Origin of the sequence: Pseudomonas rhizozeae, from assembly GCF_031583775.1 — a bacterium.
Lineage (GTDB): Bacteria > Pseudomonadota > Gammaproteobacteria > Pseudomonadales > Pseudomonadaceae > Aquipseudomonas.
In genome coordinates, this window is sequence record NZ_JAVLSB010000069.1 from 97708 (window position 1) to 112637 (window position 14930).

Annotated in this window: 13 protein-coding genes; 9 read left to right on the forward strand and 4 right to left on the reverse strand. The window is 61.4% G+C overall.

What is annotated here, in order from left to right; all coding sequences use genetic code 11:
- Nucleotides 1-134: 134 nt before the first annotated feature.
- Nucleotides 135-3239, reverse strand: a complete 3105-nt coding sequence (locus RG836_RS24020) for a transglycosylase domain-containing protein (RefSeq protein ID WP_310850139.1) — start codon at nt 3237-3239, stop codon at nt 135-137.
- A 419-nt stretch (nt 3240-3658) separates the two neighbouring features.
- Here RG836_RS24020 and RG836_RS24025 point away from each other — a divergent pair, with 419 nt between their 5' ends.
- The gene (locus RG836_RS24025; RefSeq protein ID WP_310850141.1) at nt 3659-3988 is read left to right on the forward strand and encodes a GtrA family protein; all 330 of its coding nucleotides are present in this window, start codon (nt 3659-3661) and stop codon (nt 3986-3988) included.
- Between the two features lie 47 nt (nt 3989-4035).
- Here RG836_RS24025 and RG836_RS24030 read toward each other — a convergent pair whose 3' ends face one another.
- Nucleotides 4036-5655 (reverse strand): FMN-binding glutamate synthase family protein, encoded by a 1620-nt coding sequence (locus RG836_RS24030; protein ID WP_310850143.1) that lies wholly within the window; start codon nt 5653-5655, stop codon nt 4036-4038.
- Between the two features lie 155 nt (nt 5656-5810).
- Nucleotides 5811-6611 carry a helix-turn-helix transcriptional regulator gene (locus RG836_RS24035; RefSeq protein WP_310850145.1) on the reverse strand — a complete coding sequence of 267 codons (801 nt, stop codon included), beginning with the start codon at nt 6609-6611 and terminating at the stop codon, nt 5811-5813.
- Nucleotides 6612-6737: 126 nt separating this feature from the next.
- Here RG836_RS24035 and RG836_RS24040 point away from each other — a divergent pair, with 126 nt between their 5' ends.
- From RG836_RS24040 to RG836_RS24055, 4 genes are all read left to right on the forward strand, one after another.
- Nucleotides 6738-7559: a carbon-nitrogen hydrolase family protein gene (locus tag RG836_RS24040; RefSeq protein ID WP_310850147.1), complete on the forward strand. Its 822-nt coding sequence runs from the start codon at nt 6738-6740 to the stop codon at nt 7557-7559.
- Between the two features lie 158 nt (nt 7560-7717).
- Nucleotides 7718-9043 (forward strand): APC family permease, encoded by a 1326-nt coding sequence (locus RG836_RS24045; RefSeq protein WP_310850149.1) that lies wholly within the window; start codon nt 7718-7720, stop codon nt 9041-9043.
- A gap of 84 nt (nt 9044-9127) precedes the next feature.
- Entirely contained in the window at nt 9128-9553 is a 426-nt protein-coding gene (locus tag RG836_RS24050; RefSeq protein ID WP_310850151.1) for an NUDIX hydrolase, read from the forward strand.
- A 22-nt stretch (nt 9554-9575) separates the two neighbouring features.
- The gene (locus RG836_RS24055) at nt 9576-10079 is read left to right on the forward strand and encodes a GNAT family N-acetyltransferase (protein WP_310850152.1); all 504 of its coding nucleotides are present in this window, start codon (nt 9576-9578) and stop codon (nt 10077-10079) included.
- Between the two features lie 212 nt (nt 10080-10291).
- Here RG836_RS24055 and metR read toward each other — a convergent pair whose 3' ends face one another.
- On the reverse strand, nt 10292-11209 hold the full coding sequence (metR, locus tag RG836_RS24060; protein ID WP_310850154.1) for a transcriptional regulator MetR: 918 nt from the start codon (nt 11207-11209) through the stop codon (nt 10292-10294).
- Nucleotides 11210-11423: 214 nt separating this feature from the next.
- On the opposite strand from metR, the gene RG836_RS24065 reads away from it, so the two are divergent.
- From RG836_RS24065 to RG836_RS24080, 4 genes are all read left to right on the forward strand, one after another.
- Entirely contained in the window at nt 11424-12443 is a 1020-nt protein-coding gene (locus RG836_RS24065) for an alpha/beta fold hydrolase (protein WP_310850156.1), read from the forward strand.
- A 98-nt stretch (nt 12444-12541) separates the two neighbouring features.
- Complete coding sequence (locus RG836_RS24070; RefSeq protein ID WP_310850158.1) at nt 12542-13207, forward strand: DsbA family oxidoreductase; 666 nt, start codon at nt 12542-12544, stop codon at nt 13205-13207.
- 103 nt (nt 13208-13310) lie between these two features.
- Nucleotides 13311-14006, forward strand: a complete 696-nt coding sequence (locus RG836_RS24075; protein ID WP_310850159.1) for a hypothetical protein — start codon at nt 13311-13313, stop codon at nt 14004-14006.
- Nucleotides 14003-14911 carry a hypothetical protein gene (locus tag RG836_RS24080; protein WP_310850161.1) on the forward strand — a complete coding sequence of 303 codons (909 nt, stop codon included), beginning with the start codon at nt 14003-14005 and terminating at the stop codon, nt 14909-14911. The genes RG836_RS24075 and RG836_RS24080 overlap by 4 nt, the downstream gene beginning before the upstream one ends.
- The last annotated feature ends 19 nt before the right edge of the window (nt 14912-14930 follow it).

Consider the following 14930-nt stretch of genomic DNA (forward strand, 5'->3'; position numbering starts at 1 on the left):
TCTAAATGTCTGTTGCTGAAGTGCGTTGCAGGCGGGGAAATTGATTGGAAATTGCAATGCCGAAAATAACTATGTACCGCCCTTGTGGTTAATGGCGGTTGGGCCGTAGGAAAGGTCGAAAACCTTCGCGGTATTCATCGCCACGCGACCGACGGCGCCTGGCATTGCGTGTGGGTTCCTGGCTGCAAATACGGGGTCAAGATCGGCGCCATGCCTTTGAGCACTTGCACCGGCAACGCCGAGGTGAACTTGTAATTTTGCGCGGTGGCGCCCGGCACGAACGCCGTCAAGGTGCCGAAATGGCTGTCGCCGATATAGAACACGAACGTGGCGGTGCGGTTGATCGATTTCGAGCTGAGGATGCGCCCACCGGAACCAATGGCTTCAATACGGTTATCGCCGGTGCCGGTTTTGCCGCCCATGGCCAGTGGGGTGCCGTCGGCCAGTTTGAAACTGCCGGACACGCGTTTGGCGGTGCCGGCGTCCACCACTTGCGACAGGGCTTCGCGCAGCGCGGTGGCCACCTCCGAGGGCATTACCCGCTTGCCGTTGTCCGGGTCGTTGACCAGTTGCGTTTCATACGGCGTGTCGGCGGCGAAGTGCAGGCTGTCGATGCGCACGGCGGGCTGGCGCACGCCGTCGTTGAGAATGGTCCCGATCAACTCGGCCAGTGCGGCGGGGCGGTCGCCGGAGCTGCCGATGGCGGTGGCCAGCGACGGCACCAAATGGTCGAACGGGTAGCCGACGCCTTTCCAGCGCTGGTGAATATCGAGGAAGGCTTCGATCTCCAGCATGGTGCGAATGCGGCTGTCGCGGGCGCCCTTGTGGCGGCTTTTGAACAGCCAGCTATAGACTTCCTGACGCTCGAACTGGCTGGCTTTGACCACGTCGGTGAACTTGGCGTCGGGATGGTTGAGCAGGTAGCCGATCAGCCACAGGTCCAGCGGATGGACCTTGGCGATGAAGCCCTGGTCCGGCAAGTCGTAAGCGCCGGGGCCGTAGTTCTGGTAGAGCCGGTCGAGGCGCTCGTCGGTGAGTTTTTCGGTGGTTTTTGCGCCCTTGAGGTGCGCACGCACAAAGCTATTGAAGCTTTCCTGGCTGGCGCCCGGCAACAGGTAACGGTGCACGGCGGCGAGGCGGATCGGGGTTGGGCGCATGCCGTCGAGGAAGGTTTCGAGCCGTGCCTGAGTGTCCTTGTTGCGGTACTTTTTCCAGAACTTGAGCAGGAACGAGGTGCCTTCGCGGTCGGCGAAGGAGGCGAGGTATTCCTGGCGGCGCGGGTCGCGGTCGTCCTTCAGCAGCTCGGCGCCGGGACCGGAGTAAGTGCTGTAGCGCACCAGGTCGCGCATCAGGCGAATGAACGGCAGGTTGATCGACTCGCGCAGGGAATCGCGCAAGGTCGGCAGGCGACCGTTGTCTTCGTTGCGAAAGTTATGAAAGAAGTGCAGGCCGCCGCCGGTGAAAAACGCTTCGCCGGGGCTGGCGGAATATTTGCGATCCAGTGCTTCGGAGAGCATTTTCGGCAGGCTGCGATCCTTGTTCTGGATCAGGTAATCCAGCGCCCAGCGGCTCAGGCGATCCTGATCGGGCACCTCGACTTTTTTCAATTCGGCCGGGGTTTGCGCGGCGTACTTGTCGTGCAGCTCGGCGATGATCTGCAAGTAGGTGGTCAGCACCCGCAGCTTGGCGGTGGAGCCCAGTTCGAGCTTGCTGCCTTCGTTGATGTCGAAGGGCTGGTCGGTGCTGTCGGTTTGCACTCGCACCCGCGAGCCGTCCGGCGTCAGTTCGAACAGGGTGAAGCTGTAGCGCACCTGGGTGGTGCTGGTGGGCGTGAGCAAACGCTCGCCGAGCAGGCCGATCTCGGCGGCGAATGCCGGGTCGGCCAAGTGCTTGAGGTACTCGGTGGCCTGGCGCTGCAAGTCGCCGTTGAGGGTGCTGGTGGCCGACAGGTCGAGGCGGTCGAGGTCGTACAGCGGCCGGTTGAGCATCGTCGCCAAACGACTGCGGGCGGCGCTGATGCCTTTGTTGGTTTCAATCGGCTGGATAGTCGGCTGTTGCACCCAGTCGCGGTAACTGACCTTGCTCGCCAGCGCGGCTTTGGACAGTGCCGGGTCGATCACGCCGCTCTGGGCCAGCAGGCGAATGTGGCTGTCGGTGAGGCTCGCCAGTTCTTCGCGACCCTTGGACAGGTAATGCGACGGCCGTCGCTGGGCGATCATCAGCGAGAGCATTTCCCGCAGGGCCAGGCCTTTGTCCGCCAGGCTCTTCGGGTCCGTGGCGGTGCTCGCCAGGCGTTCGTTGGCCTGGTTGAAATCGGCGCCGTACCACACCCGCAGACCTTCGGCCATGCCGTGCACCTCGCCATGCCCCGGCACCGCCGACAGCGGCACGCTGTTGAGGTAATCGCGCACCACGTTCTGCCGCGCCTCCAGGGTTTGCGGCCCGGCCTGATAGGCGCGCACGCTGGCGGAAATCATTTGCCGGATTTTTTCCCCGCCCGACCCGGTCAAGCCGTCCGGCGAGTGCCGGTACTTCTCAAGCTGCGTCGCCAGGGTACTGCCGCCCGCCGACTGGCCTGGCAGGTGCAACAACTTGGCGACCTGCGACCACGCCGCCATGCCGAACCTCGGCCAATCCACCGCCGGATTGGCCAGCGGTTGCTGCGGATCGAGCAGAAAACGGTTTTCGATAAACAGCAGGCTCTGCACCACCACCGGCGGAATCGCCGCGAAACTGGCGTACAGCTGTTGCGGGTATTTGTATTGATAGAGCGGGTCGGCGCGGCAATCGGTGATCAGCAACCCGGCCTGGATTTTTTCCGGATAGGGCACGAACAGGCCTTTGTCGGTGTAGTCGATCAAGGCTTGGGAGAAGCGGGTTTGCGACTGGATCACATAGTCACGCTTGAGCAAGCGCGGCAGGAATTCCTGCAGACCGCTGTAACCGAGACGCCGATCGAACGGCCCGTCCCCCGGATAGACAATCGCCTGGCTCGGGCCAGGTTCACGGGTGTAACTCAGAGACGCCGCGAGCTTGCTGAACTCACGGGCCTGAAACCTCGAGGTGCGCATCTCCTTTGCCGCCGCCAGCCCAACGACAATCGCGGCGATCAGCAGCAACAACCAGAACAGCCCCCATACCTTCCAACGACGACTAGGTTTTTTCGGTGACGGCGCTTCATCCACAGCTTCAGTCTGGACCACGGTAGTACTCGAATCGGTTTGCCACAAAGCGCCCATAGTCGACTGATCCATTCACGCAGATTGATCGGACTTGTCTGAAGCTTAGACGGTGCTTGGCGATGGGGAAAAAATTGTGTGGAGGTGAAACGGTTCTGCCGGGCAGTGGAGGGTGGCTGAGCTTCAACTCTGGCTCTTGAGCTTGATTTTGATCTTGCTTCTGCTTCTGCTCCTGATTGTGATCTTGATCTTGTGGTGAGGGGGCTTGCCCCCGTTCGGCTGCGCAGCAGTCGTAAAACCAGCCCGGGAAAAATCCCAGTCTTCCCACCGCCGCCCGTCGGAATCGTCCTCCAACCTTTAAGTTCTGCCAGTAGACAAGCGTCCGTCCCCATCCCAAGTTGGAGCCTCACCCAGCCCTGCGGTGCACGCTCATGCAAATCCTCTGGAATGGCTCCTATACTTCGACACTGGTGGTCGGCGTGGCCAATGCCTTGATCCACTGGCAACTGTTCTTTTTACTGACGGTGGCGGGAGAATTTTCCCAGGCTTTCAGCAACCTCGCGGCGTTTGCCGTGGCGGGGTGTTTTTCGCTTTACGCGCACGTGCTGTACACCTTCGAAACCCGCGCGACGGTCGGCTGGTATTTGCTGTTCACGGGATTTTTGGGGGTGATGAGTTTTGTGATTGGCAATTGGGGGGATCGCGAGGGATTCAGCGGCGTGTTGACTGTGGGACTCTTTACGTTCTTTAGCCTGATTTGCGGCCTGCTGCTGACGTGGTTCGTGTCGATTCGCGAACGCCAGCGATGAACCCGATCTGACGCCAGCCTCCTGCCGAGGCTGGCGCCTGAACGGCCTCAGGCCGCCGCCACTTCCGCCGCTTCAAAACTGTCGGCCCGCGCCATCTGCCACATCCGCGAGTAGAACTCGCCGTTGACTTCGCCGGTGAGCAATTCGCCCGGCTTCAGGAACACGTGCAACTGCGAGAACAGTTTGATTTCCGTCGCCGACATGCGCCGCACCAGGTGTTTGGCCGACAGTTGCGACGGATGATCGAGGCCGGCGGCGGCGAGCATTTCAGCCAGAGCCTTGAGGGTGTTGCGATGGAAGTTGAACACCCGCTGGGCTTTGTCCGGCACTACCAGTGCGCGTTGACGCAAAGTGTCCTGAGTGGCGACGCCGGTCGGACATTTGTTGGTGTGGCAGCTTTGCGACTGGATGCAGCCGATGGCGAACATAAAGCCGCGCGCGGAGTTGGCCCAGTCGGCGCCAATCGCCAGGACGCTGGCGATATCAAACGCACTGACGATTTTGCCGCTGGCGCCGAGTTTGATCTTGTCGCGCAGGTTCAGCCCCACCAAGGTGTTATGCACGAACAGCAAGCCTTCGCGCATCGGCACGCCGATATGGTCGGTGAACTCCACCGGTGCCGCGCCGGTGCCGCCTTCCTTGCCGTCGACCACGATAAAGTCCGGGAGGATGCCGGTTTCCAGCATGGCTTTGGCGATGCCCATGAACTCCCACGGGTGGCCGAGGCAGAACTTGAAGCCCACCGGTTTGCCGCCGGACAACTCACGCAACTGCTGAATGAAGTGCATCAATTCCAGCGGCGTGGAAAACGCGCTGTGCCGCGACGGCGAGATGCAGTCTTCGCCCATCAGGATGCCGCGGGTGTCAGCGATTTCCTGGGTGACCTTGTGCTTGGGCAGGATGCCGCCGTGGCCGGGTTTGGCGCCCTGGCTCATCTTGATTTCGATCATCCGCACTTGCGGTGTCTGCGCCTGGGCGGCGAAGCGTTCCGGGTCGAAGCGGCCATCGGAGGTGCGGCAGCCGAAATAGCCGCTGCCCAGTTCCCAGGTCAGGTCGCCGCCGTGTTCGCGGTGATACGGGCTGATACTGCCTTCGCCGGTGTCATGGGCGAAGTTGCCGAGCTTGGCGCCCTGGTTCAGAGCGCGGATGGCGTTGGCGCTGAGCGAGCCGAAGCTCATCGCGGAAATATTGAACACCGAGGCCGAATAGGGTTGCGTGCACTGCGGTCCGCCGACCATCACCCGGAACGCGCTTGGATCGCTCAGTGGCGCCGGGCGCATGGAGTGGCCGATAAACTCGAAGCCCGACTGGTAAACGTCGATCAGCGTGCCGAAGGGTTTGTCGGCGGTTTCGTTTTTCGCCCGCGAGTACACCAGGGAACGCTGGGCGCGGGAGAAGGGCAGGGCGTCGCTGTCGGATTCGAGCAGGTACTGGCGAATTTCCGGGCGGATGCCTTCGACCAGGTAGCGAATGTTGCCGAGGATCGGGTAATTGCGCCGCACCGCGTGCGGGCTTTGCAGCAGGTCGAACAGCCCCAGCAGGCTGAGCAGACCGGTGACAGCGGTGAACGGCCACAGCCAGTCGTGTTCCAGGAAGGGCAGGCTGGCCAGGGTGAAAATCACGCACAGGGCAAAGAAGGCGTAGCGGCTCAGGAGGGACAGGCTCATACGGTTTCCTTGGGTTCGGACTCGATGGTTATTCAGCGGCCGACGCTGTAACTCTTGTGGCAGAGAGCTCGCGTCCGCGGTTTTTTGCGACTGCTGCGCAGCCGTGCGGGAGCAAGCTCCCTCGCCACAGTAAATCTCCAGCGCTTAGCGAGTTTTCAGGCGTTTTGCGCCTGCAGAAAGATTGAAAACAGCTCGGACTGGGATTTGATCCCCAGTTTGCTGTACATGTGTTTCTTATGGACTTTCACGGTTTCGACGGAGATTTCCAGCTTACGGGCGATTTCTTTACTGGAGCAACCGCTGAGCATCAGGCGCCCGACGTCCAGTTCGCGGGCGGTCAGTTGCGCGCCTTTAAGCTGTTGCACCGAGGTTTCCAGTTGCGTGCGCCAATCCCCTTGCGGCGGTGACGGGGCGAGGGCCACCACTTCATTGATTTCATAGGGCAGGCGTTGGCGCAACAGGCCCAGCACCCAGGGCTGGATCAGCGAGAGCAAAGCGATCTGTTCGTTGCTGAAACGGGTCTTGCTGCCCAGGGACAGGCAGAGCGTGCGCTCGCCTTCGAGCTGGCAATTGAACTGTATTTCGTCGGCCACCACATTCAGACGAAAGTATCGTTGGTAATACTCGGTCAGCTCAAAGTGCTCCGGCGCCACTTCCGAGAGCCGGTACAGGCCGGTCCGCGACTGCTCGCGGCAAGCGATGTAAAAGGGGTCGAGCAGGTACAGGCCGCGCAGGTAATCCTGGAACAACTGGTCGGGGCTGCCATCTTCGGCGGGGCACTCGGCAAACACCTGCGGGCGCTGTTCGGCGCTGAATAGCAAGGCGACCCAACTGTCGAACGCGACGTACTGGTCCAGCAGCCGCACCAGTTGCGTCCAGAAGTTGGGCTTGTCCAGCGCGTCGATCAGTTGCCCGACTGAACGATGCCAGGCGATGTCTTGGAACGAGAGTGTCATGCCTCTACCCCTATCGGGTTACCCCGGCTGCGTGATTCCCTGGCCGGTTGCTTGCTGCGCATACTGGCGCACAGACACCGACCGGGCAATCTTTCTGCCGCCCGGCGCGAAGAACAAGGACCACCCATGAAAGTCGAACTCGCCCAACTGGCGGGCCGTGACAACGACACGGCTTACAACCTGCAACGCGCACTGGCGGCGATCGCGGCCTGCGCGGCGGACACGCAGTTGATCCTGTTTCCGGAAGGCCATCTGATGGGCTTCCCCTCGGCCGAATCGGTGGCCGAGGTCGCTGAGCCGCTGGACGGCCCCACCGTCAGCGCGATCATCGCCGCCGCCCGCGAGCACGACCTCGCCGTGGCGATCGGCATGGCCGAGAACGACAACGGCCGGTTCTACAACACCACGCTGTTCATTACCCCGCAAGGCATCGCGCTGCGCTACCGCAAGACGCACCTGTGGGCATCGGACCGTGGCGTGTACGAGGCGGGCGACCGTTACGCGACCTGCCTGTGGAACGGCGTGCGCATCGGACTGTTGATTTGCTACGACATCGAGTTCCCGGAGAGCGCCCGTGCCCTGGCGCAGCTGGGTGCCGAGTTTTTGGTGGTGACAAACGGCAACATGGACCCCTACGGCCCGACCCACCGCACGGCAATCATGGCCCGCGCCCAGGAAAACCAGGCGTTTGCGCTGATGGTCAATCGTGTGGAGGAGGGCGATGGCGGGCTGTTGTTCGCCGGCGGCAGCGCCCTGGTCGACCCGTTGGGCAATTTGCTGTTCGAGGCCGGGCGCGAGGAAGGGCAGTTCACAGTCGAACTGGACCTGAACCAACTGCAAGCCGCGCGCCAGGATTACCGCTATCTGGATGACCAGCGGCTGAAATTGCCGGGGCAGATTGTCGAGCACGCGTCCGGGGTCAGGGAGTTGCTGATTCCATCACGTTGATTCAAATGCTCAATGGCGTGTTCTGGCCAAATCGCTGGCTTGCCAGCGATGAGGCCCACCCAGACAACACAAAAGTTCGATCAAAAAAAACACAAACACCCGAAACATTTGCCGAACTCGGCTCTGCCATAAAACCAATAAATTCGGAGTAGTCGCTCATGGCTCGTTTGCAACGCACCCTGTCATTGGGGTCGGTGGTGCTGTTTGGCATCGCCTATATGACGCCGATCATTGTCCTCGGCACTTTTGGCATCCTCGCTCAATCCACGTCCGGCATGGTCCCGGCCGCGTACCTGGCGGCGCTGGTGGCAATGTTTTTCACCGCGATGAGCTATGGCCGCATGGCCTCGGCCTTCCCGGTGGCGGGCTCGGCTTACAGTTACGTGCGCAAGGCGATCAGCCCGAAACTCGGGTTTATTGCCGGTTGGGCAGTGCTGCTCGACTACCTGTTCCTGCCGATGGCAATCTGGTTGATCGGTTCGGCGTACCTCAACTCGGCGTTCCCGGCGGTACCGCAGTGGATTTGGGTCCTGGCGTTCATTGGCATCACCAGCGCAATCAATATTGTCGGGTTGAAACTGGCCAACGGCATCAACGCCTTGCTGATGCTGGTGCAATTTCTGGTGCTGATCGCCTTCGTCGCGCTGTGCGTGCATTACGTCGGCGGCGATGCCAGCACACCGTTGTGGACCCTCAAACCGTTCTTCAACGGCGACATGCAAATGCCGCTGATCATGAGCGGTGCAGCGATTGCCTGTTATTCGTTCCTCGGTTTTGACGCGGTCAGCACCCTGACCGAAGAGACTCGCGACCCACGGCGCACCATCCCCCGAGCGATCATGCTGATCACCTTGATCGGCGGGCTGATCTTCGTCGGCGTTTCTTACTTCGTGCAGATCGCCCATCCGTCGTTCCAGTTTGAAAGCGTCGACTCGGCGGCTTACGAAATTGCCCGCAACATCGGCGGCGACGTGTTCGTCTCGATCTTCCTGATCGGCCTGATCGTCGGCCAGTTCGCCTCGGGCCTGTCGGCCCAGGCCAGTGGCTCGCGGCTGCTGTTCGCCATGGGTCGCGACGGTGTACTGCCCAAGTCGTTCTTCGGCACCCTGCACGCGCGCTTCGGCACGCCGGTCAACAGCATCCTGCTGTGCGCAGTCGTCGCCTTGCTGGCGCTGAAACTCGACGTCACCACGTCAACCTCGTTCATCAACTTCGGCGCCTTCCTGGCCTTCAGCCTGGTCAACCTCTCGGTGATCTTCCATTACTGGATCGGCGGCGAGAAAAAAGGCCCGCGCGAAATGGTGCTGTTCCTGCTATTCCCCTTCATCGGCCTGGTGGCGGACCTGTGGTTGATGGTCAGCCTCGATCACCTGGCGATCTACCTCGGCCTCAGCTGGCTGGTGATCGGCGTGGTGTACCTCGCTGTGTTGACCGGCGGCTTCCGTCGTCAGCCACCGGAGATGGATTTCCAGGAAGCGACCTGACGGTTCAGGGGTTTCTCAAAGGTCTTTGCTCAAAAGCGCGCCCGTGTAATCCTGCGCGCTTTTGAGTCAAAGGCCTTTTTTGTCATGCTCGATTCCACCGCTTCTCCCGCCCTCATCCGCATCGCCGCCGCCCTGTTGATCGGTCCGGACGGTCGAACCTTGCTGGTGCGCAAACGTGGCACGCAGGCGTTCATGCAGCCGGGTGGCAAGATCGATGCGCACGAACAACCGGCCGAGGCCTTGGCGCGTGAGTTGAACGAGGAGTTGGGGCTGACGATCGATCCCATACAGGCGCAATTTCTCGGCGAGTTCAGCGCGCCGGCCGCCAATGAACCGGGACATGTCGTACAGGCGCAGTTGTTTTTGCTGACCATCGACGTCGACGTTTCGCCCGCCGCCGAGATCGAAGAAGTCATCTGGATCGACCCCGCCACGGACGGCAATGTGATCCTGGCGCCATTGACACGGGACGTGATCCTGCCGTTTTATCGAGCCTCGCTCACTGCCTGATCGCTCAAGGACCGAGACCGCCATGTGGATCGAACAACTGGATGCCAGCCATGCCCTGGACTATCGCGCGCTGATGCTGGAAGCCTACGACTTGCATCCGCAGGCCTTTACTTCGAGTGTGCGGGAACGGGCGAAGATGCCGTTGAGTTGGTGGGAGGCGCGGCTGACCAGTCAACTGGACGTGGTGCTGGGGGCGTTCGAAGACGGGCGGCTGGCGGGGATTGTCGGTCTGGCGTTCGAGCCACGGGAAAAGGCCCGGCACAAATGCACCTTGTTCGGCATGTACGTCTCGGCGCAGGTGCGCCAGCGAGGGGTAGGCTTTGAACTGGTGCAGGTGGCGCTGAGCCGCGCACACAAACAACCGGGCTTGCGCCTGATCCAGTTGACCGTCACCGCCGGCAACGCCGCCGCGTTCAAGCTCTATCAGCGTTGCGGCTTCGTGCAGTTCGGCTTGGAACCGATGGCGGTACGGGTCGGCGAGGACTACTTCGACAAAATCCATATGTGGCGCGAGATCACCCCCTGATGTCTGGCCGCCGAGCTTTTCTGCAGAGGGAATTCGCTCCCACCTGATGGCGGCCAGGCTTTTGTGGCGAGGGAGCTTGCTCCCGCTGGGTGGCGAAGCCGCCCCAAACCGGCAGCCGCGATGGATGAACCCGCACATGTCCTGATCGGGACTGCTGCGCAGTCCAGCGGGAGCAAGCTCCCTCGCCACAGTGACATGTGTCGCTCAAGCGGTTAGCGAACCGCACTCACTCCATCCAGCGTCGAGAACGACGTGTCCTTGGCCGTCAGCAGGAAGTCGCGCATGTACGGCGCATCGAGCATGTCGGCGCGAATGGCGGCGTACAGCGTGGCAAACAGGCCTTTCTCGCCGAGCCGCTTGGCCTTCACGTAACCCCGTGAGCTGTATTCATGCAGCGCCCAGTGCGGCATGCCGCAGACGCCACGTCCGCTGGCCACCAGTTGCATCATCATCACCGTCAGCTCCGAGGTGCGTACTTGCGCCGGTTCGATGTCAGCGGGTTCCAGGAAGCGGGTGAAGATGTCCAGGCGATCGCGCTCCACCGGGTAGGTGATCAATGTTTCGCTGACCAGATCCTCGGGGACGATGTACGCCTTGCCCGCCAGTTTGTGCTGGTTGGCCACCGCGAGCATGGCTTCGTAGGTGAACAACGGCACATAAGTGATGCCGGCGATTTCCTGTGGATCGGAGGTCACCACCAGGTCCAGGTCGCCCCGGGCCAGGGCCGGCAGCGGAGCGAAGGAGAAGCCCGACGCCAGGTCGAGTTCGACTTCCGGCCAGGCATCGCGGAACTGGTCGATGGTCGGCATCAGCCACTGAAAACAACTGTGGCACTCGATCGCCATGTGCAGGCGCCCGGCAGTGCCCCCGGCCAGGCGCGCGATATCACGCTCGGCGCCGCGCAGCAGCGGCAAGGTCGCGTCAGCCAGTTGCAACAGGCGCAACCCGGCGCTGGTGAAGCGCACTGGTTTGGTTTTGCGCACGAATAACGGCATGCCCATGCGCTCCTCCAGTTCTTTGAACTGGTGGGACAGCGCCGACTGGGTCAGGTGCAGGCGGTCGGCGGCGTCCACCAGGCTGTCGGCTTCGCGCAAGGCGTGCAGGGTTTTTAGGTGACGGATTTCAAGCACCGGATGGCTCCGTGAGTAAAACTTGTGATAAAAAATAATACGGTGAGTTTGGCTCATGTTGGTCGGGATGTCGACCTGGGCGTGCGGGGCAATCTTTTCGGTGCAATCGACCACTCGGCAAACTTCATCAAACTGTCACGTAACTGTGGCAGCGCGCTTGAACAAACTTCATCAGACTCGCGCTCTACTGGGGTTCTGCGTTTCGGTGTTTTTCATGCGCGTATTGTTTTTCCTGGCCGCGATGCTGTTCGGCCTGCCGTCTTTTGCGGCGTCTCGTTGCGATATCAATGTCCCGACTGAGCGAGTCGATCTGGAACAGGTCAGCCTGGCCTACCAGAGCATCGGCCGTGCTTCCGATCCGGCGCTGTTGCTGGTGATGGGCCTGGGCGGGCAACTGATCCACTGGCCGGACGAGGTGGTGGTCGCGCTGTGTCAGCAGGGTTTCCGGGTGATTCGCTACGATAACCGCGACGTCGGATTGTCCACCTGGCGCCAGGCGCCGGCTAGCGCCAACCTGACCTTCGAAGTGCTGCGCTACAAACTCGGTTTGCCCGTGGCCGCACCGTACAGCCTGACCGACATGGCCGACGACGCGTTGGGGCTGATGGATGCACTGCACGTCGAGCAATTCCATGTGTTGGGCGCAAGCATGGGTGGCATGATCGCCCAGCACTTGGCAGCAATGGCGCCGCAACGGGTGGAAAGCCTGACGCTGATCATGACCAGCTCCGGCGCCGAAGGGTTGCCGGCGCCGAGCGCGGCACTGGTGCAATTGCTGTCGCGACGGGGCGCGCCGAATCGTCAAATCGCCTTGGAGCAACAGGCCGACCTGTTGGCGGCACTCGGCAGCCCGAGCGTTACCGATGATCGCCAGGCCTTGCTGCACCAAGCGGCGCTGTCCTACGACCGCGCCTTCAACCCGGAAGGCGTAAAGCGGCAGATCATGGCGATCCTCGCCGAACGGAGCCGGGTGGCGCTGCTCAACCAGCTCCGGGTGCCGACTCTGGTGGTGCACGGCACCGCCGATCCGCTGTTGCCGGTGATGCACGGCGTGCACTTGGCGGCGCACATCCAGGGCAGCCAATTGCGTCTGATCCCCGGATTGGCGCACCGCTTCCAGGAAGCCTTCAAAGACCCGTTACTGGCTGCCGTGTTGCCATACCTGCAAGCGCATCGCGAAGACACGTCGCATTGGGCCCGGGTTGAACCGATGGCCGGCGGGAAACTGCTGTAAAGCGTCAGGCAAAACCCTACATTCTCGGTGGTCACCCGTGGGAATTTCAGGTGTATCGTTCAGCCTTTGCGGCATGCAGTTAGCCTGTGAGGTGTTTGATGAGTGCTCCCCTGAAAATCGATTTTGTCAGCGACGTCTCCTGCCCCTGGTGCGTCGTCGGTTTATATGGCCTGACCCAGGCCCTGGAAATCCTCGGCAATGAAGTGCAGGCCGAGATCCGTTTCCAGCCGTTCGAACTGAACCCGAAAATGGGCCCGGACGGGCAGAACATCACCGAACACATCACCGAGAAATACGGCTCGACGCCGGAGCAATCGCAGCAAAACCGCGAGATGATCCGCGCCCGTGGCGCCGAGGTCGGCTTCGCGTTCCGTACCGATGGCAACAGCCGCATTTACAACACCTTCGACGCCCATCGTTTGCTGTACTGGGCCGGGCTGGAAGGGGTGCAGTTCAAGCTCAAGGAAGCGCTGTTCAAGGCGTATTTCAGCGAGGGCGGCAATCCGTCCGATCACCAGCAATTGGCCGACATCACCGCCAGCGTCGGGCTCGATCGGCAACGCGCCGAAGCAATTCTGGCATCGGATGAGTTTGCCAATGAGGTGCGCGAAGAAGAACAACAATGGTTGGCGCGGGGCGTCAGTTCGGTGCCGACGGTGGTGTTCAACGGCCAATACGCGGTGACCGGCGGGCAGCCAGTCGATACTTTCGTTGGCGCCATTCGGCAGATCATGAGCGAAGCGAAGGGCGGCACGGTTAGCTGAGTCCCGCTGTAGTTGAAATGAAATATATCAATGTGCCACTATTGTTTTGGAAATTGCTGCCGATACAGGCAGCAACGTTTTTCAATCATAGGGACTTGATTCCATGGCTTTTTATGTTTTTCGCACCTGGGCGGCGCTGACGCTGCTCGCCTGTCTGACCCTCACCGGCTGCGCCCACGTTCAACCTCCCGTGCCGCTGGACAAGCAATTCTGGGATGCCAAAGAACCGACCATCGGTGTGGCCATTACCGTGGTGCCAGCACCGGTGCTGGCGCTGACCGGCAATCAGGGCATTCTCGATTACGCCATCAACAAGGGCGTTAACAGCAAACTCAGTGACAACGTCGAAAAATGGCAAGTGCGCGACCTCGACACCTTGCCGGACGTCATCGTCGCCAAGCTCCAGGCCAAGGGCTACAAGGCCAAGCGCATCAACGAGCCGGTGGACCTGAAGGTCTACAAGGAAAACAGTTTCCGCGAAGGCTACACCGTCCGCGACCTGACACCGATCAAGGCCACTTACGGCGTCGACCGACTGTTGCTGGTCAACGTGTTTGCCACCGGCGCCACCCGCAGCTACTACAGCGTCGTGCCCACCAGCGTGCCGATGGCGCAGGTGAGCGGGCAGGGCATGGTGGTGGATCTGGCCGACAACAAACTGCTGTGGTTCAAACCCTTTGCCGCCGTGCAAGCCGCCCAGGGCGAGTGGGATGAGCCGACCTACACCAACCTGTCCAACGCCTTTTACCAGGCCATGGATAACAGCCGTCAGCAAATGATCACGCCGTTCGAACAATGAAACGTCCGCTGATGATGGCCGGCGCGTTGGCGCTGTCGATGCTGCCCGGTTGTGCGCAAAAAACGGCGCCCGAAGCCGGTTTCAAGTCCCAGAGTGCTGCCTCGTACGTCGAGGCCCACGGGCTGAAGGTCGACATGCAGTTGCCGCAGGCGTTCGTCGGTGCCAGCACGGTGATTAACGCTGAGGCGGCGCAGAAGGCCGCTTCATCGAGCCATAACCTGGTGGCCAGTTCCGGCAACACGGCGGGTCTGGCGGGTTTGCTGGTCGCCAGCCTGATCAACACGCAAATGGGTAGCGGCACGCTGCAGCGGGAGGCGGAAAAAACCGCGCTCAACGATGCGCGGCCAATGGCCGACCTGCTCGCCGGCGTGCCGTTGCAGGAACGCTTGCAGCAACGTTATCAACAGGCGTCCCAGGCCGCCGGACTCAAGCAAGGGCAAGGGCAGGTCACCGCACGCCTGGTGATCGAACCCAAGTTGATGCTGACCCCGGACCGCGGCAGTTTCGTGTTGATCAATCAGGTGCAGGTTCAGGACATCGCTGGGTCGGCGTTGTATCGCATGCGCATCGAAGTGGTCAGCCAGCCGATCCGGCGTTGCGGCAACCAGTGCATTGACGACGGCAGTCTGGAACTGGCCAAGGTCACCGCTGTGCTCGACGACTGCATCGACGAATCCATGCGAGTACTGGCCACTGACCTGATGCAACCGGCGCCGCCCGAAGCCGCCCAGGAAACTTTGCGTTATGTGCTGGATGGTCAGCGCGTGGTCGAGCGCGGTTATCAGCTGGCCAACAACGGCAATTATTGGCGTTACCGCAACCTCTATGGCGCGGTGAAATCAGTGCCGGTGCCGTTCGAAAACGCGCTGACCCAAGCGCAGTTGCAGAAAGTCTATGCGCCGTAAGGCGCTCCCCCCCCAGCAT

Bases quoted from the DNA above. Each gene is read 5' to 3' on its own strand.
- RG836_RS24070 (WP_310850158.1), top strand. From the start codon at position 12,542: ATGAGTGCTCCCCTGAAAATCGATTTTGTCAGCGACGTCTCCTGCCCC.
- RG836_RS24045 (WP_310850149.1), top strand. From the start codon at position 7,718: ATGGCTCGTTTGCAACGCACCCTGTCATTGGGGTCGGTGGTGCTGTTT.
- RG836_RS24035 (WP_310850145.1), bottom strand. From the start codon at position 6,611: ATGACACTCTCGTTCCAAGACATCGCCTGGCATCGTTCAGTCGGGCAA.
- RG836_RS24055 (WP_310850152.1), top strand. From the start codon at position 9,576: ATGTGGATCGAACAACTGGATGCCAGCCATGCCCTGGACTATCGCGCG.
- RG836_RS24050 (WP_310850151.1), top strand. From the start codon at position 9,128: ATGCTCGATTCCACCGCTTCTCCCGCCCTCATCCGCATCGCCGCCGCC.
- RG836_RS24040 (WP_310850147.1), top strand. From the start codon at position 6,738: ATGAAAGTCGAACTCGCCCAACTGGCGGGCCGTGACAACGACACGGCT.
- RG836_RS24020 (WP_310850139.1), bottom strand. From the start codon at position 3,239: ATGGGCGCTTTGTGGCAAACCGATTCGAGTACTACCGTGGTCCAGACT.
- RG836_RS24030 (WP_310850143.1), bottom strand. From the start codon at position 5,655: ATGAGCCTGTCCCTCCTGAGCCGCTACGCCTTCTTTGCCCTGTGCGTG.
- RG836_RS24075 (WP_310850159.1), top strand. From the start codon at position 13,311: ATGGCTTTTTATGTTTTTCGCACCTGGGCGGCGCTGACGCTGCTCGCC.
- RG836_RS24080 (WP_310850161.1), top strand. From the start codon at position 14,003: ATGAAACGTCCGCTGATGATGGCCGGCGCGTTGGCGCTGTCGATGCTG.
- RG836_RS24065 (WP_310850156.1), top strand. From the start codon at position 11,424: ATGCGCGTATTGTTTTTCCTGGCCGCGATGCTGTTCGGCCTGCCGTCT.